This is a genomic window from Azospirillum sp., assembly GCF_035628975.1.
Lineage (GTDB): Bacteria > Pseudomonadota > Alphaproteobacteria > Azospirillales > Azospirillaceae > Azospirillum.
Genome location: NZ_DASPIS010000006.1, coordinates 169,720 through 192,624 on the forward strand (window position 1 = coordinate 169,720; position 22,905 = coordinate 192,624).

Consider the following 22,905-nt stretch of genomic DNA (forward strand, 5'->3'; position numbering starts at 1 on the left):
AGGCGGTCCCGGCAGTGAACCGGAGAAACGAATAGGATGACCGGCGGTCCGCCACGAACGCTCCGCACACAGGATCACTGGTGCCTTATCAGAGCAACTGGCGGGGGCAAAGGGGTAATGATGAACGGACGAAAGCGGTAACGCGGGCGGGGCGTCGTCACGCCCGCCCGCGAGCCCCGATCAGCAGGGGTGGTTCTCTCCGCGGCGCACGCAGGTGATCTGTCCCATGATCGAGATGGCGATCTCGGCCGGGGTGACCGCGCCGATGGACAGACCGACCGGACCGCGGATCCGCTTGACCTCGGCCTCGCTCAGCCCCTCGTCGCGCAGGCGGTCAAGACGCAGCGCGTGGGTGCGCTTGCTGCCCAGCGCGCCGACATAGAAGGCGGGGGAGCGCAGGGCGGCGATCAGCGCCGGATCGTCCAGCTTCGGGTCGTGGGTCAGGGTCACGACCGCGGTGCGGACATCGGGCTTCAGTTCCGCCAAGGCCTCGTCCGGCCACAAATGGTTCAGCTTGACGCCGGGGAAGCGCGCTTCGGTCGCGAAGGCCCCACGCGGATCGATCACCGTCACGTCGTAGCCGGTCAGCGCCGCCACCGGGGCCAGCGCCTGGGCGATGTGCACCGCACCGACGATCAGCAGCCGCATGGCCGGGTTGTGGACATGCACGAACAGGCGGAAGCCGTCCTCGTCCTGCGGATCGACCAGCAGGCCGGAGCGGTCCTGGCGGATGCGTCGGCGCACCTCGTCCAGCAGGTCGGGCTCCAGCCCGAAGCCGCCATGGAGGGTGTCTTCGAAGACAAGGGTTTGCAGACCGCTGTTGAGGTCGGTCACCAGGGCGGCCGGGGTCGCGGCGGCCTTCGCCGCCAGCAGCCGGTCCAGAATTTCGCGTTTCATTCCACGGCCTCGATATAGACCTGTACCTGCCCGCCGCAGGCCAGCCCGACTTCCCAGGCCATTTCGTTGCTGATGCCGAAGGACAGCAGGCGCGGTTCGCCGTCCTCCATCGTCTTGGCCGCCTCGTGCGCCACGGCGCCTTCGATGCAGCCGCCGGACACGGAACCGGCCATGGAGCCGCGGTCGTCGACCGCCAACTGGCTGCCGACCGGCCGCGGCGAAGAGCCCCAGGTCGACACGACGGTCGCCAGGGCAACCCTGCGGCCGGCGGCGCGCCATGCGGCTGCCTGCTCCACGATGTTGTCCGCCATCAGGGTGTCGTTCATCCCGCCGCCTCCTTCAACCAGCGGCGCAAGCCCGGGCTACGTCGCGGACCGTCGGCCGACAGGGCGCCGGCCAGATCCGCGAGGCTGTTCAGGCTGTGGGCCGCAAGAAAATCGTCCACATGCGGCAGCAGCGCCCGGATGCCCGAGGATTTCGGCGCGAAGCCTTCCCAGCGCAACAAAGGATTCAGCCAGACGAGCCGCCGACAGCTTTTGTGCAACCGTTCGGCCTCTGCCGCAAGCCCTTCCCCTGCATCCCTGTCCAGCCCGTCGGTAATGAGAAGCACCACCGCGCCCTGGCCCAGCACCCGCCGCGCCCAGGTCCGGTTAAAGGCGTGCAGAGCGGTGCCGATGCGCGTGCCGCCCGACCAGTCGGCGACCGCCCCCGACACCGCGTCCAGCGCCACGTCGACGTCCTTGTGCCGCAGATGGCGGGTGATGTTGGTCAGGCGGGTGCCGAAGACGAAGCTGTACACGCGGTCGCGGTCGTTGGTGACCGCGTGCATGAAATGCAGCAGCATCCGCGAATAGCGCGTCATCGATCCGGAAATGTCGCACAGCACCACCAGCGGCGGCGGCCGGGTGCGGCGGCGCTTGCGGGCAAGGTCCAACAGGTCGCCGCCGGTGCGCAGCATCCGCCGCAGGGTGGCACGCGGATCGACGCGCGGCCCCATCGGGTCGGGGCGGTAGCGCCGGGTGGTGACCTCCGCCAGCGGCAGGGCGAGACGGGTCAGCAGGCGCTTGGCCTGCGCCATCTCCTCCCCTGTCATCTTCTCGAAATCCTTGTCCTGCAGCCGTTCGGCGGCCGATACGGTGAAGGAGGCGTCGACCTCGATCTCCGTCTTCTCCGGCTCCTCCTGTTCGGCGCCGCTGCCGTGCAGGGCCTCGGCGAGGCGCTGGGCCATCTCCTGCCGGTCGGCTGGGGCCTCCGTCCGCACCTTCGGCAGCATCAGCGACATCATCTTCTTCAGGATTTCGGGGTTGCGCCAGAAGACGTGGAAGGCTTGGTCGAACAGCTCGCTCTGGTCGTGGCGGTTCACGAAGACGGCATGCAGAGCCCAATAGAAGTCGGTGCGGTTGCGCAGGCCCACCGCCTCCACCGCCTCCACCGCCTGCAGGACCTTGCCGGGTCCCACCGGCAGGCCGGCAGCGCGCAGCGCGCGGGCGAAATGCATCAGGTTAAGGGTGAGGCGGCCGGCCGGCGCATCGTCCGTCATGGCGGCCTCAGCGCGCGGTGGTGGCGGCCAGCTCGGTCTTGACCTGGGTCAGGATGCGCGCCGCCTCGCTGCCCTGGATGCGGGCGATGTCGTCCTGGTATTTCAGCAGCGTGCCCAGCGTGTTGTTGATGACGGACGGCTCCAACTCCAACTGGTTCAGTTCCACCAGGGCCTGCGCCCAGTCGAGCGTCTCCGCCACGCCCGGCGCCTTGTAGAGGTCCATGCCGCGCAGGGTCTGGACGAAGCCGACCACCTGGGCGGCCAGCCTTGCGTCGGCCTGCGGCGCCTTGACCGACAGGATCTCCCGCTCCCGCGCGGCACCGGGATAATCGACCCAGTGGTAGAAGCAGCGCCGCTTCAGCGCGTCGTGGATCTCGCGCGTGCGATTGGAGGTCAGGATGACGATGGGCGGCTCCGGCGCGTGGACGGTGCCGAATTCGGGGATGGAGACCTGATAATCGGACAGGATCTCCAGCAGATAGGCCTCGAACGGCTCGTCGGTGCGGTCCAGTTCGTCGATCAGCAGCACCGGCGGTCCGGCGAGATCCGGCTCCAGCGCCTGCAGCAGCGGACGCTTGACCAGAAAGCGTTCGGAGAACAGGTCGGCGGCCAGCGCGTCGCGATCCTGCCCGCCCGACACCTCGGCAAGCCGGATTTCCATCATCTGGCGGGCATAGTTCCACTCGTAGACCGCAGACGACGCGTCCAGCCCCTCATAGCATTGCAGCCGCAGCAGCTTGCGGCCGAGCGTCGCCGACAGGACCTTGGCGATCTCCGTCTTACCGACGCCGGCCTCGCCCTCCAGGAACAGCGGACGCTTCAGCTTCAGCGCCAGGAACAGCGCGGTCGCCAGCGAGCGGTCCGCCACGTAGGAGCCGCGGGTGAGAAGGGCCAGCGTGTCGTCGACGGAAGCGGGAAGGGGGGTGGTCATGAAGGGCCTTGATGGATTGAATGAATGCAGGGCGTCAGGCGGCGGCACGCCGCTGGTCCTGCGCACGCTGCCACAGCCGATCGGCGGGATAATCGATGTCCGGGTCCTCCGCGTCACCCCAGCCTATGGCCCAGCCCCAGGCAACGACCTTCACCTTGGCGAACAGGGCCGGATCGGCAAGTGGACGCAACATGGTGAAGCGGTGGATCGGATCGGACAGGTCGACCACGTCCCCGGTGCCGTCGACCCAAGTGACGGCCACCGACAACGTTCCGGAAAGAGCTTCGACCGCGGCGACGCGGGGCTGGTCCATCGACTTACTCCTCGCCATTGATTTCGATCCAGCGCAATGCGAGCAACGGCCGGTTTTCTCCCGCCCATTCCAGCACCTTGCGCATCGTATCAGGCGGCGCGGTGCCTTTCAGCAAGGCCAGATCATTGATCCGGACCAATGCGTTGAAATCTGGTCCGACAATGTGGAAATGGGGCGGATTATGGTCGTCGGCATAGATGTAAACGCGGGCGTTCCAATTCGGACGATGATCGGCATGGAGAAAGTCTGACCGCCCTATTCCTGCTGCGTCAAGCGCCCTCGCCACGGCAGTAACATCCATGGCGAGGGAGCAACTCTCCTTAACCCGCCGCTTCCACCGCCCGCTTCGCCATGACGGTAACGAGGTGGGCGCGGTAGTCGGCGCTGGCGTGGATGTCGGCGTTGAGGCCGTCGGCCTCCACCGACAGGCCGTTCAGGGCTTCCGCCCGGAAGTCGGCGGCGAGCGCCGTCTCGAACGCCGTAGCGCGGAAGACGGAGCCGGCGGCGCCGGTCACCGCGACCCGCACCTCGGCGCCGAAGCGGGCGACGAAGACGCCGACGATCGCATAGCGGCTGGCCGGGTTGCGGAACTTGGCATATGCCGCCTTGTCGGGACGGGAGAAGCGCACCGACTTGACGATCTCGCCCGGCTCCAGCGCGGTTTCGAACATGCCGGTGAAGAAGTCGTCGCCGGAGATGCTGCGGCGGTCGGTGGTCACCACCGATTTCAGCGCCACCACCGCCGACGGATAGTCGGCAGACGGGTCGGCGTTGGCGATGGAGCCGCCGAGCGTGCCCATGTTGCGGACCTGCCGGTCGCCGATGCCCTCGGCAAGGCTGGCCAGCGCCGGGATCACCCGCTTGACGAGGTCGGAATGGGCGACCTCCGCATGCCGGGTGAAGGCGCCGATCTCCAAACCGCCGCCATCTCCCTGGGCCGCCTCGCGGATGCCTTTCAGCTCGGGAATGGCGCCGAGGTCGATCAGGTCGGTCGGTCGGGCGAGGCGCTGTTTCAGCGTCGGCAGCAGGGTCTGGCCGCCGCCCAGCAGCTTGGCCTCTTCCGCTTGGATGGCGGTCGCCGCGTCGGCAAGCGTTGTCGGCCGTTGGTACGTGAACGCGTACATTCTCTAGCCTCCTTCTTCTTCGGCCGTCTTATTCCGCCGCCATGGCGGGGGCAGGGGCGGGTGTGGCGTCGCGGATCACCCGCCAGACCTTTTCCGGCGTCGCCGGCATGTCCATGTGGGTAACGCCGTACTCCGACAGCGCGTCCACCACCGCGTTCATCACGGCGGCGGCGGCACCGATGGTCCCGGCCTCGCCGCAGCCCTTCACGCCCAGCGGGTTGTGGGTGCAGGGCTGGTCCTCGTGATAGCGCACGGTGAAGGATGGGACATCGTCCGCCCGCGGCATGCAATAGTCCATGTAGGAGCCGGTGACGAGTTGCCCCGACTCCTCGTCATAGACGCAGTTCTCGTACAGCGCCTGGCCGATGCCCTGGACCAGGCCGCCATGCACCTGACCCTCGACGATCAGCGGGTTGATGACGTTGCCAAAATCGTCCACCGCGGCGAAGCTGACGATGGTGGTGACGCCGGTGTCGGGATCGATCTCCACTTCGCAGACATGGCAGCCGTTGGGGTAGGTGAAGTTCTTCGGATCGTAGAAGGCCTGCTCGTCCAGCCCCGGTTCCAGCTCGTCTAGCGGGAAGTTGTGCGGGACGTAGGCTTGCAGGGCGATGTCGCCGATGCCCAGGCTCTTGTCGGTGCCGGCGACGGTGAAGCGGCCGTCCTTCACCTCGATGTCGGTCTCGGCGGCTTCCAGCATGTGGGCGGCGATCTTCTTCGCCTTGCGCTCCACCTTGTCCATCGCCTTTACCAGGGCCGAGCCGCCGACCGCGAGGGAGCGCGAGCCGTAGGTGCCCATGCCGAAGGGGATCTTGTTGGTGTCGCCGTGGACAATCTCGACATTCTCGATCGGGATGCCGAAACGGTCGGCCACGATCTGGGCGAAAGTGGTCTCATGGCCCTGGCCGTGGCTGTGAGAACCGGTGAAGACCGTCACCGAACCCGTTGGATGGAAACGGACTTCCGCACATTCATAAAGTCCTGCGCGAGCGCCGAGCGCACCGGCGACGTTGCTGGGCGCGATGCCGCAGGCCTCGATGTAGGTGGCGAAACCGATGCCGCGCTGCTTGCCGCGCGCCTTCGATTCGGCGCGGCGCTGCTGGAAGCCGGGGTAGTCGACCAGCGGCAGGGCGATGTCCAGGTTCTTGGCGAAGTCGCCGGTGTCGTATTGCAGTGCCACCGGCGTCTGGTAGGGCATCGCCTCCTTGGGCACGAAGTTGCGGCGGCGGATTTCGGTCTTGTCCATGCCCATCACGCCGGCCGCGACATCGACCAGCCGTTCGATCAGGTAGCAGGCCTCCGGCCGGCCGGCGCCGCGATAGGCATCGACGGGGGAGGTGTTGGTGAAGACCGCCTTCACCTCGGCATAGATCGCCGGGGTCTTGTACTGGCCGGCCAGCAGGGTGGCGTAGAGATAGGTCGGGATCGACGGCGCGAAGGTGGACAGATAGGCGCCGAGATTGGCGAGCGTCGAGACGCGCAGCGCCAGGAAATTGCCGTCGGCATCCATCGCCAGCTCGGCATGGCTGACATGGTCGCGGCCATGGGCGTCGGTCAGGAAGCTTTCGGAGCGGTCGGCGGTCCATTTCACCGGCCGACCGACCTTGCGCGCCGCCCAGGTGACGACGGCCTCCTCGCCGTAATGGAAGATCTTCGACCCGAAGCCGCCGCCGACATCAGGCGCCACCACCCGCAGCTTGTGCTCCGGAATGCCCAGCACGAAGGCGCCCATCAGCAGGCGGGTGACGTGCGGATTCTGGCTGGTGGTGGTCAGCGTGTATTCGCCATTGGACTGGTCGTATTCGCCCATCGCCGCGCGCGGTTCCATCGCGTTCGGCACCAGGCGCTGGTTGACCAGATCGATCCTGGCGATATGGGCGGCGTTGGCGAAGGCCGCGTCCACCGCCGCCTGGTCGCCCAGATGCCAGTCGTAGCAGACATTGTCCGGCGCATCGTCATGCACCAGCGGAGCACCGCCGGCGACCGCGCGGGTGGAGGAACCCACCGCCGGCAGTTCCTCGTAATCGACCACCACCATCTCGGCGGCGTCGCGCGCCTGCTCGCGGGTTTCGGCGATCACCACCGCAACCGCGTCGCCGACATAGCGCACGCGGTCGCGCGCCAGCGGATAGTGCGGCGGCTCCTTCATCGGCGAGCCGTCCTTGGAGTGGATCTGCCAGCCGCAGGGCAGGCTGCCGACCTTGTCGGCCTCCATGTCGGCCCCGGTCAGCACGGCGACCACGCCCGGCATTGCCAGCGCATCCGTGAAGTCGATGCCCAGGATGCGGGCATGGGCGTAGGGGGAGCGCACATGAACCGCATGGGTCATGTTCGGGCGCTTGAAATCATCCGTGTAGTTGCCGCGGCCGGTCAGAAAGCGCTGGTCTTCGCGCCGACGCACCGAGGCGCCGATGCCATTGGGGTTCGCCATCTCGTGTTTCCTCCCACAGGAACGCGTAAGATGCGGGAATACCTGAATTTTGGACTTTTCGCCCTTATTCGGCCGCGACCGGGGCCGGTTGTGCGCCCGCCATAGCGTCCGCCCCTGCCTTCACCGCCTTGACGATGTTGTGGTAGCCGGTGCAGCGGCAGATGTTGCCTTCCAGCCCTTCGCGGATTTCGGCCTCGGTCGGATTCGGGATGTCGCGGACCAGATCGACCGCGCTCATCACCATGCCCGGCGTGCAGAATCCGCACTGCAGCCCGTGATGCTCGCGGAAGGCGGCCTGCATCGGGTGCAGCGTGCCGTCGGCCGCCGCCAGCCCTTCGATCGTCGTCACCTCCGCCCCGTTGGCCTGGACGGCCAGCGTGGTGCAGGACTTCACCGACCGGCCGTCGACATGCACGACGCAGGCGCCGCACTGGCTGGTGTCGCAGCCGACATGGGTGCCCGTCAGGCCGAGATGCTCGCGCAGGAAGGCGACGAGCAGGGTGCGCTCCTCCACCTCGCGCGAGACCGTCTTGCCGTTGACGGTCATCGAAACGGTACAGGACATCGGTTTTCCTCCCGCTGGCTGAAGTCTGGCTTGCAGTCGTTTGGCGTGCAGTTGGGACTTGTGACTGTCGTGTGACGCGCCTTGAGCCGGAGCCGTGGTGGTGTCGGCTTCGGCCGGCGGTCTTCCGCCACAAGGATAGGGGGTGACTGCCCGTCGAGGTCAAGGAGCCTCTGCATCCCTTGGCCGAAAGAATGGTGCGCGAACCGTCATTCTATCGGATTGTACGTACTGGCGCGCAATTTTGTGACGCGTTACAGTGGGTTGGGGCCGCCCGCACACTTGCGGGCACACGAACAAATCAGCCCGGCGCCGATCCGGGTGCAGCAACGATAATGGGGAGAGCCGCTATGAATCGCCCGTCCGTGAAACGTCACGTCCTGGCCCTGTGCACGGCCGCAGGCCTTGGACTCGGCCTCGCCGCTCTGCCGGCGAAGGCGGAGACCTTCATCACCGTGCTGACCGGCGGCACCAGCGGCGTCTATTACCCGCTGGGCGTCGCCCTGTCGAACGTGTACGGCAAGGCGCTGCCGGGGGCCAAGGTGACGGCGCAGGCGACCAAGGCATCCGTCGAGAACCTGAACCTCCTGCAGGCCGGCCGCGGCGAGATCGGCTTCACGCTGGGCGATTCGCTGAGCGACGCCTGGAAGGGCAACGAGGAGGTCGGCTTCAAGCAGAAGCTGGAGAAGCTGCGCACCATCGCCGCCATCTATCCCAACTACATCCAGGTGGTCGCTTCCAAGGAGTCCGGCATCAAGACCCTGGCCGACCTGAAGGGCAAGCGCGTGTCGGTCGGCGCGCCGAAGTCGGGGACGGAGCTGAACGCGCGGGCCATCTTCGGCGCCGCCGGGCTTGCCTACAAGGACTTCGCCAAGACCGAGTATCTGCCCTTCGGCGAATCGGTCGACCTGATCAAGAACCGGCAGCTGGACGCGACGCTGATCTCCGCCGGTCTCGGCGTGGCGGCGATCAAGGATCTGTCGGCCTCACAGGAGGTCACCATCGTCAGCATTCCGGCCGATCTGGTTCAGAAGGTCGGCGACGCCGCCTACATCACCGAGACGATCCCGGCCGGCACCTATCCGGGCCAGACCGAAGCTGTGCCGACCGCCGCGGTCCGCAACCTGCTGGTCAGCCATTCCGGCGTGTCGGACGATGCCGCCTATGCCATGACCAAGACGCTGTTCGAGAATCTCGACGCGCTGGCCGCCGCCCATGTCGCCGCCAAGCAGATCAAGCTCGACCAGACCGCCACCCAGTCGCCGGTGCCGCTGCATCCGGGCGCCATCAAGTATTTCAAGGAAAAGGGGCTGATGTAAGCGGCGGCCGGGCGGAGAAGACGCAGTGAGCGCAAACAAGACGCAGGCGGACTCCGAGATTCGCCAAGCCATCGACCGGGAAAACCCCGCCACGGTCGCCGCATTCGAGGGGTTCGACGGGCGGGCCGTTTTCGCCATCGCCGTCGCCTTCTCCGCCTTCCAGATCTGGACCGCCGCCTTCAACCCGGTGTCCACCATGGTGGTGCGGTCGGTCCATGTCGGCTTCCTTCTGCTGATGACATTCACCTTGTTCGGCTTCCGCCAGACGTCGGTGCGCAGACGGGTCCCCTGGTACGACTGGCTGCTGGGGCTGACCGCCTTCGGCATCGGCCTCTATCATTACGTGTTCGAGGTCGACCTGATCCAGCGGGCGGGCGACCCAAGCACCACCGACCTGATCGTCGGCACCGTCGCCGTGGCGCTGGTGTTCGAAGGGGCGCGGCGGATCATGGGAATGGCCCTGCCGATCATGTGCGGCGTGTTCATTCCCTACGCCCTGTTCGGCCGTCATCTTCCATTCGGGCTCGCCCACCGCGGTTACGACATCGATCAGGTGATCGACAATCTGTATTTGTCGACGGAGGGCATCTACGGCACGCCGACCTTCGTGTCGGCCAGCTACATCTTCCTGTTCATCCTGTTCGGCGCCTTTCTGGAGCGCGCCGGCATGATCAAGCTGTTCAACGACGTGTCGCTCGGCCTCGTCGGCCATGCCAAGGGCGGGCCGGCCAAGGTGGCGGTGATCTCGTCGGGATTGATGGGCACCATCAACGGATCCGGCGTCGCCAACGTGCTGACCACCGGCCAGTTCACCATTCCGCTGATGATGCGATTCGGCTATCGCCCGGCCTTCGCCGGTGCGGTGGAGGCCACCGCCAGCATGGGCGGGCAGCTGATGCCGCCGGTGATGGGAGCCGCCGCCTTCATCATGGCGGAGACCATCGGCGTGCCCTACAGCGAGGTGGCCATCGCCGCCGCGATCCCGGCGATTCTCTACTTCGGCAGCGCCTTCTGGATGGTCCATCTGGAGGCGGGCAGGCACAACCTCGTCGGCTTGCCGAAGGACCAATGCCCGAGCGCCCTGCGCGCCGTGGTGGAGGGCTGGTACCTGATCCTGCCGCTGGCCGCCCTGGTCTATCTGCTGTTCTCCGGCTTCACCCCGCTGTTTGCCGGCGTGATCGGCATCGCGGCGACGGCAGCCCTGATCCTGGGCACCACCATCGTCGGCACCATTGGTCCTATCGCGCTGCGCATTGCCTTCTGGGTGGCGGTGGGGCTGGTCGCCGCCGGGTTGTGGAAGCTGGGATTCCGGACGGAGCATCTGGCCTTCGCCATGGTCGTCCTGCTGGTCGTTCCCTGCCTGCTGTTCAAGGGCGGGCGGCAGACCCTGGTGCTGGTGGTGAACAGCATCGCCGACGGTGCCAAGAACGCCGTCGGCGTCGGCGTCGCCTGCGCGCTGGTCGGCGTGCTGATCGGCATGATGACTCTGACGGGGCTGGCCTCCAGCTTCGCCTCCACCATCGTCGACTGGTCGGGCGGCAACCTGCTGGCGGCGCTGGTGCTGACGATGATCGCCTGCATCGTGCTGGGCACCGGATTGCCGACGACGGCGAACTACATCATCACCGCCTCCATCGCCGCGCCCGCGCTGCTGAGCATGGGCGTCCCGCTGATCGTCAGCCATATGTTCGTCTTCTATTTCGGCATCATGGCCGATCTGACCCCGCCGGTGGCCTTGGCGGCCCTGGCGGCTTCGTCGATCTGCAAGGCCAACCACATGGACATCGGCTGGATCGCGACGCGGGTGGCGATGGCCGGTTATGTCGTGCCCTTCATGGCGGTGTATGACCCCGCACTGGTGATGCAGACCGGAAGCTGGCTTGCCGTGGCCTACGTCTTCTTCAAGGCCTGTGTCGCCATCGCCCTGTGGGGTGCGGCCACCATCGGCTTCTTCTGGACGCCGTTGCCGCTGATCGCCCGCCTGTATGCCGCGGTCACCGCCTTCCTGTTCGTCGTGGCATTGCCGATCACCGACGAGGCCGCCTTCGTCCTGACCGGTCTGTTCCTGCTGTGGCAGCACCGCCGCCGGCGCAGTGTCCCGGCGCCCGCACCAGCCTGATGCAGGCAGGGTGACGTGGCCGATCTCTGCCTGCTCGCCCTCGGCGGCGCGCTTCTCGCGTCGCTGCCGGGGACGGATTTCACCCTGTCCTGGACCCATTCCGTCGAGAAGACCGAATGGCACGAACGCTGGTCGGTGGAAGGCGGACGGCTGCGGCCGGTGGAGGCCCGGGTCCGCGGCACCGGCGCCGGCATGGAACCGGGGCCGGACGCCCGGCTGACCGGCGACGGCTGGATGGCGTGGGTGCCCGGCCTGCCGCCGCAGGAGAGCGTCGCGCTGGCGGCCTCCGGCTTCACCGGCGAGCACCGGCTGTGCGCGGGTGCCGATTGCCGGCCGCTGTCGGGCTGGACCGGGGCTGCGGATCAAGCGGTGGTGATGCGGGCCTGCCGGTGATGCCTTCCTGCGTCAGTCCGCGAAAGTTGGTATGGTAGTGTCCCTTCCGGCTTGGCTTACGTTCCGTCAGTCCGCATACTCCCGGTCCTTTCGTCAGCCTACCGTTCGGATCGATGACCAACTCCTCCCCCTCCCGCCGCCCATCACTTTTCCCAGCCTTCTTCGCCGTGGCCCTGGCCGCCGGCGGCCTGTTGCTGGGCACGCATGGTGCCCTGGCGGCGGAGGTTGCCCATGGCGGAGCACCTCATCTGGACGGTCGGATGCTGAGTGCCGTGTGGGTGGTGCCGTTCGCCGGCATCCTGCTGTCGATCGCGCTGTTTCCGCTGCTGGCGCCGGTGATGTGGCACCATCATTTCGGCAAGATCTCGGCCGTATGGGCACTCGCCTTCCTGGTGCCCTTCGCCGCGACCTTCGGGCCGGAACTGGCGACCTACGAGCTGCTGCATACGGTCCTGCTCGAATATATCCCCTTCATCGTTCTATTGACCGCACTGTTCACGGTGGCGGGCGGCGTGCGCGTGACCGGATCGCTGGTCGGGACACCTCTGGCCAACACGGTCGGGCTGGCGCTCGGCACCGTTCTGGCCAGCCTGATGGGTACGACCGGCGCCTCGATGCTGCTGATCCGCCCGATGCTGCGTGCCAACGAACACCGGCGCGATAAAGTTCACACGATGGTGTTCTTCATCTTCCTGGTGTCGAATGTCGGCGGATCGCTGACGCCGCTGGGCGACCCGCCGCTGTTCCTGGGCTTCCTGAAGGGCGTCGATTTCTTCTGGCCGACGGTCCACCTGTTCGCGCCGATGGCCTTCCTGTCGGTCCTGCTGCTGCTGATCTATTTCGTTCTCGACGTCGTGCTGCACACCCGCGACCCCGGCAAGCACCCGCTGATCGAAGGAGTGCACGAGCGGGAGCCGATCCGCATCGAGGGTTCGGTCAACCTGCTGCTGCTGGTGGCGATCGTCGGTGCCGTGCTGCTCAGCGGTGTCTGGCATCCCGGAATCGGCGTCACGCTGTACCATGTGACGGTGCAGTTGGAGACCATCGTGTCGAACCTGCTGCTGCTGGGCATCACCGGCCTGTCGCTGGCCCTGACCAGCAAGCAGAGCCGCCGCATGAACGGCTTCAGCTGGGGACCGATCCTGGAGGTGGCGAAGCTGTTCGCCGCCATCTTCCTGACCATCATCCCGGCCATCGCCATCCTGAAGGCCGGCACCGACGGCGCATTGGGCGCAATCATCTCTGCGGTGAACGAGGGTGGGAAGCCGAACCCGGCCGCCTATTTCTGGGCCACCGGCATCCTGTCCAGCTTCCTCGACAACGCGCCGACCTACCTGATCTTCTTCAACACGGCCGGAGGCGATGCGAAGGTTCTGATGACCGACCTGTCGCTGACGTTGACCGCGATTTCCGCCGGCGCGGTGTTCATGGGCGCCAACAGCTACATCGGCAACGCCCCCAACTTCATGGTCAAGGCCATTGCGGAGGAGCGCGGCGTCGCCATGCCCAGCTTCTTCGGCTATATGGCCTGGTCCTGCGGCATCCTGGTGCCGCTGCTGGGCCTGACCACGCTGGTGTTCTTCGTCTGACGCCGGTGCGGCGGTCCGCACCGCCGGTTCCGGTTCTCACACCCCGAAGGGATAGGTGTCGGGCACGTCCGTCCGGGCGTGCTCCGGCCCCAGCGGGGTGACGGCGACCGTCTCGTCGAACCAGACCCAGGCGTCGAACTGGCCCGGCAGGGTGGCTTCCGAATAGTGGCTCCACAGCTCCGTCTCGGGCCGGTAGATGACGCCGATGAAGCGTTCCAGCCGCGGCGTCAGCAGGGCGCGCCGCACCGCCCCGTTCCGTTCCGCCTGGAGGTCGAGCAGGAAGCGCTGCACTCCCGCGTCGTGGCAGAGCCGTTCATAGCTGTCGCTGCGCGACGGGCGCACCCGCTTCACCTCCATGGCGCCGTTCCAGTCGGTGGCCGCGGCCACCGTGCCGCCGTGGGTGCCGAAGCCGATCAGCGCCGCCTCCGCACCGAAGCGCTCGCGGCAGAGCTGGCCGATGTTCAGCTCGTCGCGGGTGATGCCCATGTCGGTCTGGCGGGCATCGCCAATGTGGGAATTGTGGGCCCAGACCACCGCCTTCGCGTCCGGCCCCTTGGCCTCCAGCAGGTTGGCGAGCGTTTCGAACATATGGGTGTCGCGCAGGTTCCAGCTGTCCGCCCCGCCGTAATACATGATGCGGTAATAGCGTTCGGCCGAAGCGATCAGGCGGGCGTTCTGGGCGGCGTCGAGGAAGCGGTCGCCGTCCTCCCCCGCATAATCCAGCCGCTTTTCGAGCAAGGCCCGGCACTGCTCGATCACCGCCGCCTCGCATTTGCGGAATCCGCCGGACAGCGCCGCGCGGCCATAGGTGGCGGGATCGCGCTGCCAGGGCGTCAGGCAGCCGTAGCGCTCGCGCGCCGCCGCCGCCGCCTCCGGATCGACGCGGTCGAGATAGTCCAGCACCGCGGCGATCGAACCGCCCATGTTGTACATGTCCAGCCCATAGAATCCGGCGCGACGCTCCGGCGGTTGGCTGCCGTTGCGGTCATGCAGCCAATCGAGGAAGGCGGCGACGTCGGTGTTCCGCCACATCCAACTGGGGAAACGCTGGAAGGGCGGCTCCTCCGCCCGGCCGCCGGGGCGGTGGCGGACATAGCGGTCGATCACGGCGGCGTCCGGCCAGTCGGCTTCCACGGCGACGATGGTGAAGCCGTGCTGCTCGATCAGCCTCTTCGTGATGGCGGCGCGGGCGCGGTAGAACTCCGAGGTGCCGTGGCTCGCTTCGCCCAGCAGCACGACGCGGCGGTCGCCCCAACGGTCGAACAGCCGGCCGAAGTCGGGGCTGTCGAGGTCCGGCAGGGGTTCGGCGGCATCGGCGATCATCTCCGGCAAGGTGGCGGGCGGCTCCCCCGGCCGCCGTCCCGGACCGTGGTTGCTGGCCGACCGTGTTCCGTCCTCCGTCCAGCCCTGCGCGCCGATCAGCGGCACGAAGGACACGCGGTCCCGCTCCTCCCGCTCGAACTCGGTCTCACTGTGGCGGACGACCTTCACCAGCGTCTGGTCGCGGCGGGCGCCGACCGGGATCACCATCCGCCCGCCGATGGCGAGCTGGTCCATCAACGCCTTCGGCACCTCCGGCCCGCCGGCCGATACTAGGATGACGTCGAATGGCGCTTCCTCCGGCCAGCCCTCCGTCCCGTCGCCGGTACGCACCGTCACGTCCCCGAACCCCAGGTCCTGCAGCCGGCGCCTGGCCGATTGGGCCAGATTGGGGTGCCGTTCGACCGCGAAGACCCGGCCGCGGCCCTGGCGGGCGATGTGGCCCAGCAGCGCCGCGACATAGCCGGAGCCGGCCCCGACCTCCAGCACCCTGTCGTCCGCGCCGACCTCCGCCGCCTCGATCATCGCGGCGACGACGCTGGGCTGCGAGATCGTCTGCTCCTCCCCGATGGGCAGGGGCGAGTCCTCATAGGCGAATTCGACCATCTCGGGCGCGACGAAATGCTCGCGCGGGACGGCGCGCATGGCGTTGAGGACGGGTTCGGCGCGGATGCCGCGGCGGGCGATCTGGGTGTCGACCATCCGCTGGCGCTGGCGATTGACGTTGGCCACGGTCTTCTCCCCGGGGCAGGAATGCGGCGATCAGCTGTTTGATGGCCCAACAGGTTGCGAGCCGCGGCGTTCCATCCCCCGTACCGCTGCGAACCGGATAAGGGGCAGCAAAAAATGCGCCCGGAGGCCAGTGCCGCCGGGCGCGAAGTCACAGTACGAAAGAGGATCATCAGCAGTGATGATGCAATCGGGAGATCGATTGTGGCGCCACCCTCGCATGGGCCGCGGGGATGTCCCTTGACCACGGTCAAGCTTGAGCGTTGGCGCGGGATATTTTGGCGATTCAGGGAGCGGCGGTCGGGGCGCGTCATCATACCGTCCCATATCCTGCAAGCTCGGTCCCGGCAACTGAATGGTCAAACAGTTGACAGTCCTGGCTGCGCGCATTGCCCGCGGTTCGTCAAGTAACCAGCGTCATGTCGTCCTTTTCCTGATTGGTTCCTGCCTTGAGCGATTGGACTAAGGCGTCGAGGGGCATATTCTCTGCCTTGTTGATGTTCGATAAGCCCCCGGAACTACCAGTCATTGTATCGTTTCTCCTATCCAACGCACCCTGCAACATCGAAGCCGCCGCCTTGGCATTTCCTGGATCGGTGACATTCGCCGCCGCCGTTGCCGGATTGGCTGCCGGTTGCTCCGACGATGCCGCGACGGGGGTCGGTGCCGCCGGTTGGACGCCACGACCGATGCCCGGAATGTCCAAACCCGATACATATTGTTCCAAGGCATCCCGGTAATTGGCCGGGGAAAAGCCAAGACTGGACAGCTTTTGCGCGGCGGCGCTTCCCTTGAGGTCGTTGACGGGAAGCAGGCCGTCCTCCGATTGTCCGAAGGACAATTCCGAAAACATTGCCATATTCTTGGAAAGATCGCTGTTCACCAACCCGAACTGAATGGCATCGGCCTCTCCGCCGAGAGCGCTTTTCTGCTCGGCGTTGATGCCGGCGCTGATCTTGCGGACGTCCGGCATAAGCGCAGCCGCCTCGTCGGCCGAGATCTCCTTGCTTTCAAAGCGCTTGGTTACATCGTTCACCCTCTGACTGAGACGGTCCAGGGCTTGGGTCTTTTTCAGGAATGCACCGTCGAGTGCCGTCTGCTTCGCCGTGTTGGCAAGATCCTCCTCATCCTTTGGCCGTTCGCGCGAAAAGCGTCCGAAAGCGGCGCTCGTTGCCAACGACCGCAGGCCAAGCGCCACGTCGTCAGCTGTCATGCTGCCATTTGCAACGAATCCGCTCAGCATGTCCCGGGCCTTGGAATCGAAATGCTTGAAGACATCCGCAGCGGCACCGGTCAAGGCTTGTCCAAGTTTGCTGACCGAAACAACATCACCATTTGCACCGGTCGCGGCGATCATCATGTTCGCACCGGTTTTTCCTGTCGAGACCGCCTTCCATTGGGAAACGGCCGTGGTCGACGCAGAAGAGCCGATCATGTTGCTTGCCATGGACAAGGCCTCCTTCGAGCTTTCAGACAACGTCGTACCAAATCATAATCAGATTATAGTAATTAATAAATCGATAAAGCGCTGTGACAGATAACATCATGAACCCGGATTCTATAATAAGGTTAGATTTAAAAGTAACAATTCTCATATAATAGTATGAGGATTTTAAGATGAGGTGATCCCCGCTTCCGGGACAAATTCGCGGCTTTGCTAAGCTTGGTTCTGGTTCGCTTTATGCCGCCAACCTGATCCAGTCTGGTGTGCCCTCACAGGCTTCTGCCGGGGTTCCGCTGCCAAGCGCCGAGTGTGCGGGCGGTCCGCGTTGTAGCAATCAATCTAGCGGCCGATCCCGGCCCCGCTGCCGGTCTCGAAGGCGTGGCGGTAGACGCACTCTTACTTCATCGATCGCGACGGCCGTTCGATGAAGACGTTGTCCATCCACCGGCCGCGCCCGTCCATCGATAGCCGCATGCAGCTCCCCGACATCAATCCCCCAGCGCCGGATTCGGCAGCGCGCCGTTCACCCCGGTGTCCTCCACCTCTTCCCTTTCCGGCCGGGGCACGCGGAACCACGCCGCATAGAGCGCCGGCAGGAAGAAGATCGTCAGCACGGTGGCGCCGGCCAGACCGCCCATGATGGCGACCGCCATCGGCCCCCAGAAGACGCTGTGCGTCAGCGGGATCATGGCGAGGATCGCGGCGGCGGCGGTAAGCGCAATGGGGCGGGCGCGGCGCACCGTCGCCTCCACGATGCTGTCCCAGCGCGACCGGCCGCTGCGGATGTCCTGCTCGATCTGGTCGACCAGGATGACCGAGTTGCGCATGATGATCCCGGCCAGCGCGATCACGCCCAGCATGGCGACGAAGCCGAAGGGCAGGTTGAACAGCAGGAGCGAGGCGGTGACGCCGATCAACCCCAGCGGTGCCGTCAGCAGGACCATGAACACGCGCGAGAAGCTCTGCAGCTGCAGCATCAGCGTGGTCACCATGATCAGCAGCATCAGCGGCATCATGGCGTTGATGGAATCCTGGCCCTTGGCGCTTTCCTCGATGGCGCCGCCCATGGTGATGGCGTAGCCGTCGGGCAGGGTGGCGCGGAGCGCGTTCAGCTGTCCGTTCAGTTGGGTGCTGACCACCGGGGCCTGCAGGCCGCCGGTCACGTCCCCCTTGATCGTCATCGTCGTCTCGCGGCCCCGGCGCCAAAGCACCGGTTCCTCCAGCTCGTAGCGGACGGCGGCGACCTGGCTCAAGGGCACGGTGGTGCCGCGGTTGGTGCGGATGTTCAACTCGCCAAGGCGCGACAGATCCGCCCGTTCCTCCGGCGTGGTGCGCAGCAGGACACCGATCAGCTCCGTCCCTTCGCGGTACTGTGTGACCGACATGCCGTTCAGCAGCAGTTGCAGGGCGTTGGACAGGTCCTGCTTCGACACGCCCAGCGCGCGGGCCTTGGCGGTGTCCACCTCCAGCCGGACGCGCTTGGACAGCTCGTCCCAATCCAGATGGACGTTGGCGGTGTTGGGGTGACCGCGCATGGTGTCGCGCACCTGATAGGCGATCTTGCGGATGGTGGCCGGGTCGTCGCCGGTGACGCGGAACTGCACCGGATAGCCGACCGGCGGGCCGTTCTCCAGCCGGCTGATGCGGACGCGGGCGGCGGGGAAGTCGGATTCCAGCGTCGGCTCCAGCCGCTGCATGAAATGCTCGCGTTCCTCCAGCCCCTTGGTCATCACCATGAACTGGGCGAAGTTGGCGGTCTCCAGCTGCTGGTCGAGCGGCAGGTAGAAGCGGGGAGAGCCGCCGCCGGTGTAGGCGACCCAATAGTCGACGTCCGGGTCCTTGGCCAGCACCGCCTCCATCCGCTTCACCTCCGCGGCCGTCGCCTCGAAGGACGAGCCTTCGGCAAGGCGGATGTCGATCAGCAGCTCCGGCCGGCTGGCGGAGGGGAAGAACTGCTGCTGCACATGGCCGAAGCCGACCAGCGCGGTGACGAAGGCCGCCACCGTCACGCCGATGGTGAGCCAGCGCGCCCGGACGCAGGCTTCGATCATCCGGCGCAGGATGCGGTAGGTCCGCGTGTCGTAGATGTCCAGCTCGTGCCCGTCCGGCACCACATGCTTGGGCTTGGGCAGCAGGAGCCAGCCGAGATAAGGGGTGAAGATCACCGCCACCACCCAGGACAGCATCAGCGACAGCGCCACCACCCAGAAGATGGAGTTGGTGTATTCGCCGGCGGCCGACGCCGCGAAGCCGACGGGCACGAAGCCGGCGGCGGTGACGATGGTGCCGCTCAGCATCGGAAAGGCGGTGGAGGTGTAGGCGAAGGCCCCGGCCTTCAGCCGGTCCCATCCCTGTTCCATCTTCACCACCATCATCTCCACCGCGATGATGGCGTCGTCCACCAGCAGGCCGAGCGCGATGATGAGGGCGCCCAGCGAGATGCGCTGCAGGTCGATGTGCAGGATCTGCATCGCCACCAGCGTCATCGCCAGCACCAGCGGCACGGCCAGCGCCACGACGATGCCGGTGCGCCAGCCCAGGCTGACGAGGCTGACCAGGATGACGATGCCCAGCGCTTCCGCCAGCGACTTCATGAACTCGCCGACCGAGTTTTCGACCACCGTCGGCTGGTCGGCGATCTGCGCCACCTCCAGCCCGACCGGAAGCTCCGCCTTGATCTTCTCCATCGCGGCGTCGAGCTTCTCGCCCAGCTTCAGCACGTTGCCGCCCTTCGCCATGACGACGCCGAGCCCGATGGCGTCGCGCCCCTTGTAGCGCAGGGTGTAGCGGCGCGGTTCGACATAGCCGCGCTTGACCTCCGCCACGTCGCCGATGGTCAGCAGCCGCCCGCCGCTCTCCACCGGAATCGCGCGCACCGCAGCGGCGGTGTCGAGGCCGAGGTCGAGGCGGACATAGACCCGCTGCGATCCGGTATCGACGTCGCCCGACGCGGCGATGGCGTTCTCGCGCTGCAGCGCCTGGATCACCGATTCCACCGGCAGGCCGAAGCTGGCGAGCCGTTGGCTGGAGATCTCGACATAGACGCGTTCCTCCTGCGGGGCGATCAGGTCGATCTTCTCGACGCCCGGCAGCTTCAGCAGGCGGGCACGCGCCTGTTCCGCCACCTTCTTCAGCTGGGCCGGCGTGAAATCCTCGCCCATGAAGCCGTAGATGGCGGAATAGACATCGCCGAACTCGTCGTTGAAGAAGGGGCCGACCACGCTGTCGGGCAGCGTATAGGTGATGTCGCCGATCTTCTTGCGGACCTGATACCACAGGTCGGCCACCATCTTCGGCGGGGTATAGTCCTTCAGCTGGACGAAGACCACCGACTCTCCCGGCTTGGAATAGCTGCGGGAGACGTCGTAATAGGGCACTTCCTCCAGCTTCTTCTCGATGCGGTCGGTGACGAACTGCTCCACCTCGCGCGCGGTGGCGCCGGGCCATTGGGTGCGGACCACCATCACCTTGAAGGTGAAGGACGGATCCTCCGCCCGGCCCAGATTCATGTAGGCGAGAGCGCCGGCCAGCACGCTGGCGAGCATCATGAACAGCACGAGCGTGCGGTGCGCCAGCGCCCAGGCCGACAGGTTCATGCGGGAATGGTTCATCGCGCCGGCTCCGTCCAGACGCGGACCTTCTGCCCGGAATCGAGCTTGTGCACACCGGCGGTGACGACGCGTTCGCCGTCCTTCAACCCGCCGCCGATCAGCGCGAGGTCACCGGCATAAGCGGCGACGGTGACGGGGCGCAGCTCCAGCCGGTTGTCGGGAGCGGCCAGCACCCAGACCGCCGGATTCTGTTCGCGCTGGGTCAGCGCGCTGAGCGGCAGGCGGGCGACGGGCGCCCCGTGATCGGCCGCGGCGGTGACGGTCGCGGTCATGCCAAGCTGGACCGTCGGCGGCGGATCGGCCAGCGCGATCTTCGCCTGGAAGGTGCGGGTGCTGGCATCGGCGCTGGGCGAAACCTCGCGCAAGCTGCCGGCAATGCTCTGGCCGGGGTGGGACCACAGCTCCACCGCCAGCTTCTGGCGGGGCAGGGCGCCCACCTGCTGTTCGGGGATGTTGGCGACCGCCTCCAGAGCGCCCAGCCGGGCGACGCGCAGGGCGGTCTGGCCGGATGCCACCACCTGACCCGGCTCGACCAGCGTCGCGGTGACGATGCCGGCCTCGTCCGCCACCAGCGTCGCATATTGGGCGGAGTTGGTCAGGACGCGCAGCTGCGCCTCCACCTCCCGCACCTTGGAGTCGGCCTTGTCGAGGGTCGTCTTGCGGCGGTCGTATTCCTGCCGCGTCGTCCATTCGCCGTTGCGCAGGCTGGCATAGCGCTGGAAGTCGCTGCGCGCGTTGGCCGCGTCGGCCTGCGCCGAGGCGAGCTGCGCCTGCGCGGCGCGGATCTGCAATTGAAGGTCGGTGGGGTCGAGGCGGGCGAGCGGCATGCCGGGTTCGATGCGGGTGCCGACCTCCACCAGCCGGGCGGTGACCTTGCCGCCGACGCGGAAGCCGACATCCGCCTCCACCCGCGGACGGATCACCGCCGGGTAGCGCACGCTGTCGACCAGCGGTTCCAGCGCGACGGTGGCGACGCGTACCGGCCTGACCTCTCCCTCCGCGGGAGTGGAGGCGGAGTGCGTCTCGTTGCAGCCGGTCAGCAGGCCCGCCACCGTCAGCATGGCGGCGGTCGCCATGAAGGTGGACGCAAACCGTCTTTCGCGGAATCGGGCCATACCACGTCTCCCCACTGGACTGGACTGTATCGTACTGCTACCGTCCTACTCCGGCATCCGAGCAACGTCAAGAGTGAACGGTACAGTTCAGTGCAGTCATTGGAGCAAAAAGCGTCCCAGCCGTCCGCCTCCCATGATGCGAAGGCGGAACAGATCCTTGCCGCCGCGCGGGAGGTGTTCCTGGAGCTTGGCTACGCCGCGACGTCGATGGATCAGGTGGCCCAGCAGGCGCGGGTATCGAAGACAACGCTCTACACCCGCTTCCCGTCCAAGGAGGAGTTGTACACGGCGGTGATCTCCGCCGAGTGCGAACGGCGCGGCCTGAAATTCGCCCCGGACATGTTCGACGACATGCCGCTGCGCGAACTCCTGGTTCAGGTCGGCCGGCGCTTCGTCGACCTGATCTGGTCGGAAGCGGCGATCCGCGTCCACCAATCGGTGGCGGGGGAGGCGACGCGGATGCCGGTGGCGGCACAGCTCTATTTCCGGGCCGGGCCGGAGCAGGGCATCGCCAACTTCGTCGCATTGTTCACCCGGCTGGCCGAACGCGGCGTGATCGCGACCGACGATCCGGCCTTCGTCGCCCGGCAGTTCCTGGCGGTCCTGCAGGGCGGCTCATACTGCCAACTGGTGCTGGGCCTCTGCCCCCAGCCGACGGAGGAGGAGCGCTACGCCTTCGTCGACAAGGCGATCGACCTGTTCCTGCACGGCGTGGCACCTGCTACACGATAGCCTGTTGCGCTTGCTTCAGATGGAATGCCTGTCCATGTCCGCCTGCCCCTGCGGTTCCGGCCGCGCCTTCGACCTTTGCTGCGGCCCGATCCTGGCGGGGGAGCCCGCGCCGAGTGCCGAGGCGCTGATGCGGTCCCGCTACACCGCCTTCGTCCGCCACGACATCGACCATATCGAGCGCAGCTGCGCACCGGAAACCCGCGCCGCCTTCAGCCGTGACGATGCGGTCCGCGTGGCGCAGGAGTGCGAGTGGGGACCGCTGACGGTGATGAAGACGGAGGAGAACGGCGACGACGGCATGGTCGAATTCTTCCTGACCTTCCGCCGCGACGGGGAGGAGTGGCCGGTGTACGAACGGTCGCGCTTCCGCCGGGTCGATGGCCGCTGGCTCTATGTCGACAGCGTGCTGAACCCCAAGGACCCGCCGCGCCGCGTGGTGAAGGTCGGCCGCAATGATCCCTGCCCCTGCGGGTCGGGGCGCAAGCACAAGGCCTGCTGCGGGCGGTGAGATGTGACGCAGAAGAGAATCCCCTCTCCCCCCCGGGGAGAGGGTTAGGGTGAGGGGGACGCGTGGCGAGGATTCTCGGAAAGGCACGCGGTGCATCCCCCTTGTATCTGGAATGGGTCCCTGTTTCGTGATGGAACTTGGATAGCGCCGGGTCCGGTGGCCACCGGACCCGGCGCGAGGCGGACGGCGCCCGACGCCCCTCAGGCCACAACCGTGGGTGAGCCATGG

Annotated in this window: 19 protein-coding genes and 1 pseudogene; 6 read left to right on the plus strand and 14 right to left on the minus strand. The window is 66.7% G+C overall.

The annotated features are described in order from the left end of the window. Positions 1-180: 180 nt before the first annotated feature. From VD964_RS01885 to VD964_RS01925, 9 genes are all read right to left on the minus strand, one after another. Positions 181-897 (minus strand): XdhC family protein, encoded by a 717-nt coding sequence (locus tag VD964_RS01885; protein WP_324864955.1) that lies wholly within the window; start codon positions 895-897, stop codon positions 181-183. Next, positions 894-1,223, minus strand: coding sequence for an XdhC family protein (locus tag VD964_RS01890; protein WP_324864958.1), 330 nt, complete (start codon positions 1,221-1,223; stop codon positions 894-896). The genes VD964_RS01885 and VD964_RS01890 overlap by 4 nt, the downstream gene beginning before the upstream one ends. After that, positions 1,220-2,437, minus strand: coding sequence for a VWA domain-containing protein (locus VD964_RS01895; RefSeq protein WP_324864960.1), 1,218 nt, complete (start codon positions 2,435-2,437; stop codon positions 1,220-1,222). The genes VD964_RS01890 and VD964_RS01895 overlap by 4 nt, the downstream gene beginning before the upstream one ends. Before the next feature lie 7 nt (positions 2,438-2,444). Then, a complete protein-coding gene (locus VD964_RS01900; RefSeq protein WP_324864962.1) occupies positions 2,445-3,368 on the minus strand; it encodes a MoxR family ATPase in 924 nt (307 codons plus the stop codon). Between the two features lie 34 nt (positions 3,369-3,402). Next, positions 3,403-3,681 carry a hypothetical protein gene (locus VD964_RS01905; protein WP_324864964.1) on the minus strand — a complete coding sequence of 93 codons (279 nt, stop codon included), beginning with the start codon at positions 3,679-3,681 and terminating at the stop codon, positions 3,403-3,405. Positions 3,682-3,685: 4 nt separating this feature from the next. Then, entirely contained in the window at positions 3,686-3,982 is a 297-nt protein-coding gene (locus VD964_RS01910; protein WP_324864966.1) for a DUF4160 domain-containing protein, read from the minus strand. A gap of 19 nt (positions 3,983-4,001) precedes the next feature. Further along, positions 4,002-4,805, minus strand: coding sequence for a xanthine dehydrogenase family protein subunit M (locus VD964_RS01915; RefSeq protein WP_324864968.1), 804 nt, complete (start codon positions 4,803-4,805; stop codon positions 4,002-4,004). A 28-nt stretch (positions 4,806-4,833) separates the two neighbouring features. After that, positions 4,834-7,236 (minus strand): xanthine dehydrogenase family protein molybdopterin-binding subunit, encoded by a 2,403-nt coding sequence (locus VD964_RS01920; protein ID WP_324864970.1) that lies wholly within the window; start codon positions 7,234-7,236, stop codon positions 4,834-4,836. A gap of 64 nt (positions 7,237-7,300) precedes the next feature. Then, positions 7,301-7,801 (minus strand): (2Fe-2S)-binding protein, encoded by a 501-nt coding sequence (locus VD964_RS01925; protein WP_324864972.1) that lies wholly within the window; start codon positions 7,799-7,801, stop codon positions 7,301-7,303. A 362-nt stretch (positions 7,802-8,163) separates the two neighbouring features. On the opposite strand from VD964_RS01925, the gene VD964_RS01930 reads away from it, so the two are divergent. The 4 genes from VD964_RS01930 (at position 8,164) to VD964_RS01945 (ending at position 13,218) form a co-directional block, all read left to right on the plus strand. After that, positions 8,164-9,117, plus strand: coding sequence for a TAXI family TRAP transporter solute-binding subunit (locus VD964_RS01930; protein WP_324864974.1), 954 nt, complete (start codon positions 8,164-8,166; stop codon positions 9,115-9,117). Between the two features lie 25 nt (positions 9,118-9,142). Continuing rightward, on the plus strand, positions 9,143-11,236 hold the full coding sequence (locus tag VD964_RS01935; RefSeq protein WP_324864976.1) for a TRAP transporter permease: 2,094 nt from the start codon (positions 9,143-9,145) through the stop codon (positions 11,234-11,236). 15 nt (positions 11,237-11,251) lie between these two features. Further along, positions 11,252-11,629, plus strand: a complete 378-nt coding sequence (locus tag VD964_RS01940) for a DUF1850 domain-containing protein (RefSeq protein WP_324864978.1) — start codon at positions 11,252-11,254, stop codon at positions 11,627-11,629. Between the two features lie 113 nt (positions 11,630-11,742). After that, a complete protein-coding gene (locus VD964_RS01945) occupies positions 11,743-13,218 on the plus strand; it encodes a sodium:proton antiporter (RefSeq protein WP_324864980.1) in 1,476 nt (491 codons plus the stop codon). Positions 13,219-13,254: 36 nt separating this feature from the next. On the opposite strand, the gene VD964_RS01950 is transcribed toward VD964_RS01945, so the two are convergent. The 5 genes and pseudogenes from VD964_RS01950 to VD964_RS01970 all read right to left on the minus strand — a co-directional run bounded on the left by VD964_RS01950 (position 13,255) and on the right by VD964_RS01970 (position 21,437). Beyond that, positions 13,255-15,270, minus strand: coding sequence for a protein-L-isoaspartate(D-aspartate) O-methyltransferase (locus tag VD964_RS01950; protein WP_324864982.1), 2,016 nt, complete (start codon positions 15,268-15,270; stop codon positions 13,255-13,257). 400 nt (positions 15,271-15,670) lie between these two features. Continuing rightward, the gene (locus VD964_RS01955; RefSeq protein WP_324864984.1) at positions 15,671-16,714 is read right to left on the minus strand and encodes a hypothetical protein; all 1,044 of its coding nucleotides are present in this window, start codon (positions 16,712-16,714) and stop codon (positions 15,671-15,673) included. Between the two features lie 232 nt (positions 16,715-16,946). Continuing rightward, positions 16,947-17,182 (minus strand): annotated as a pseudogene (locus tag VD964_RS01960) (integrase core domain-containing protein); the annotation flags it as partial. Positions 17,183-17,199: 17 nt separating this feature from the next. After that, positions 17,200-20,322, minus strand: a complete 3,123-nt coding sequence (locus VD964_RS01965; RefSeq protein WP_324864986.1) for an efflux RND transporter permease subunit — start codon at positions 20,320-20,322, stop codon at positions 17,200-17,202. Further along, a complete protein-coding gene (locus VD964_RS01970; RefSeq protein WP_324864988.1) occupies positions 20,319-21,437 on the minus strand; it encodes an efflux RND transporter periplasmic adaptor subunit in 1,119 nt (372 codons plus the stop codon). The genes VD964_RS01965 and VD964_RS01970 overlap by 4 nt, the downstream gene beginning before the upstream one ends. Before the next feature lie 90 nt (positions 21,438-21,527). On the opposite strand from VD964_RS01970, the gene VD964_RS01975 reads away from it, so the two are divergent. Together VD964_RS01975 and VD964_RS01980 are read left to right on the plus strand one after the other, a co-directional pair. Then, positions 21,528-22,169, plus strand: a complete 642-nt coding sequence (locus VD964_RS01975) for a TetR/AcrR family transcriptional regulator (protein WP_324864990.1) — start codon at positions 21,528-21,530, stop codon at positions 22,167-22,169. A 34-nt stretch (positions 22,170-22,203) separates the two neighbouring features. After that, on the plus strand, positions 22,204-22,677 hold the full coding sequence (locus VD964_RS01980) for a YchJ family protein (protein ID WP_324864992.1): 474 nt from the start codon (positions 22,204-22,206) through the stop codon (positions 22,675-22,677). The last annotated feature ends 228 nt before the right edge of the window (positions 22,678-22,905 follow it).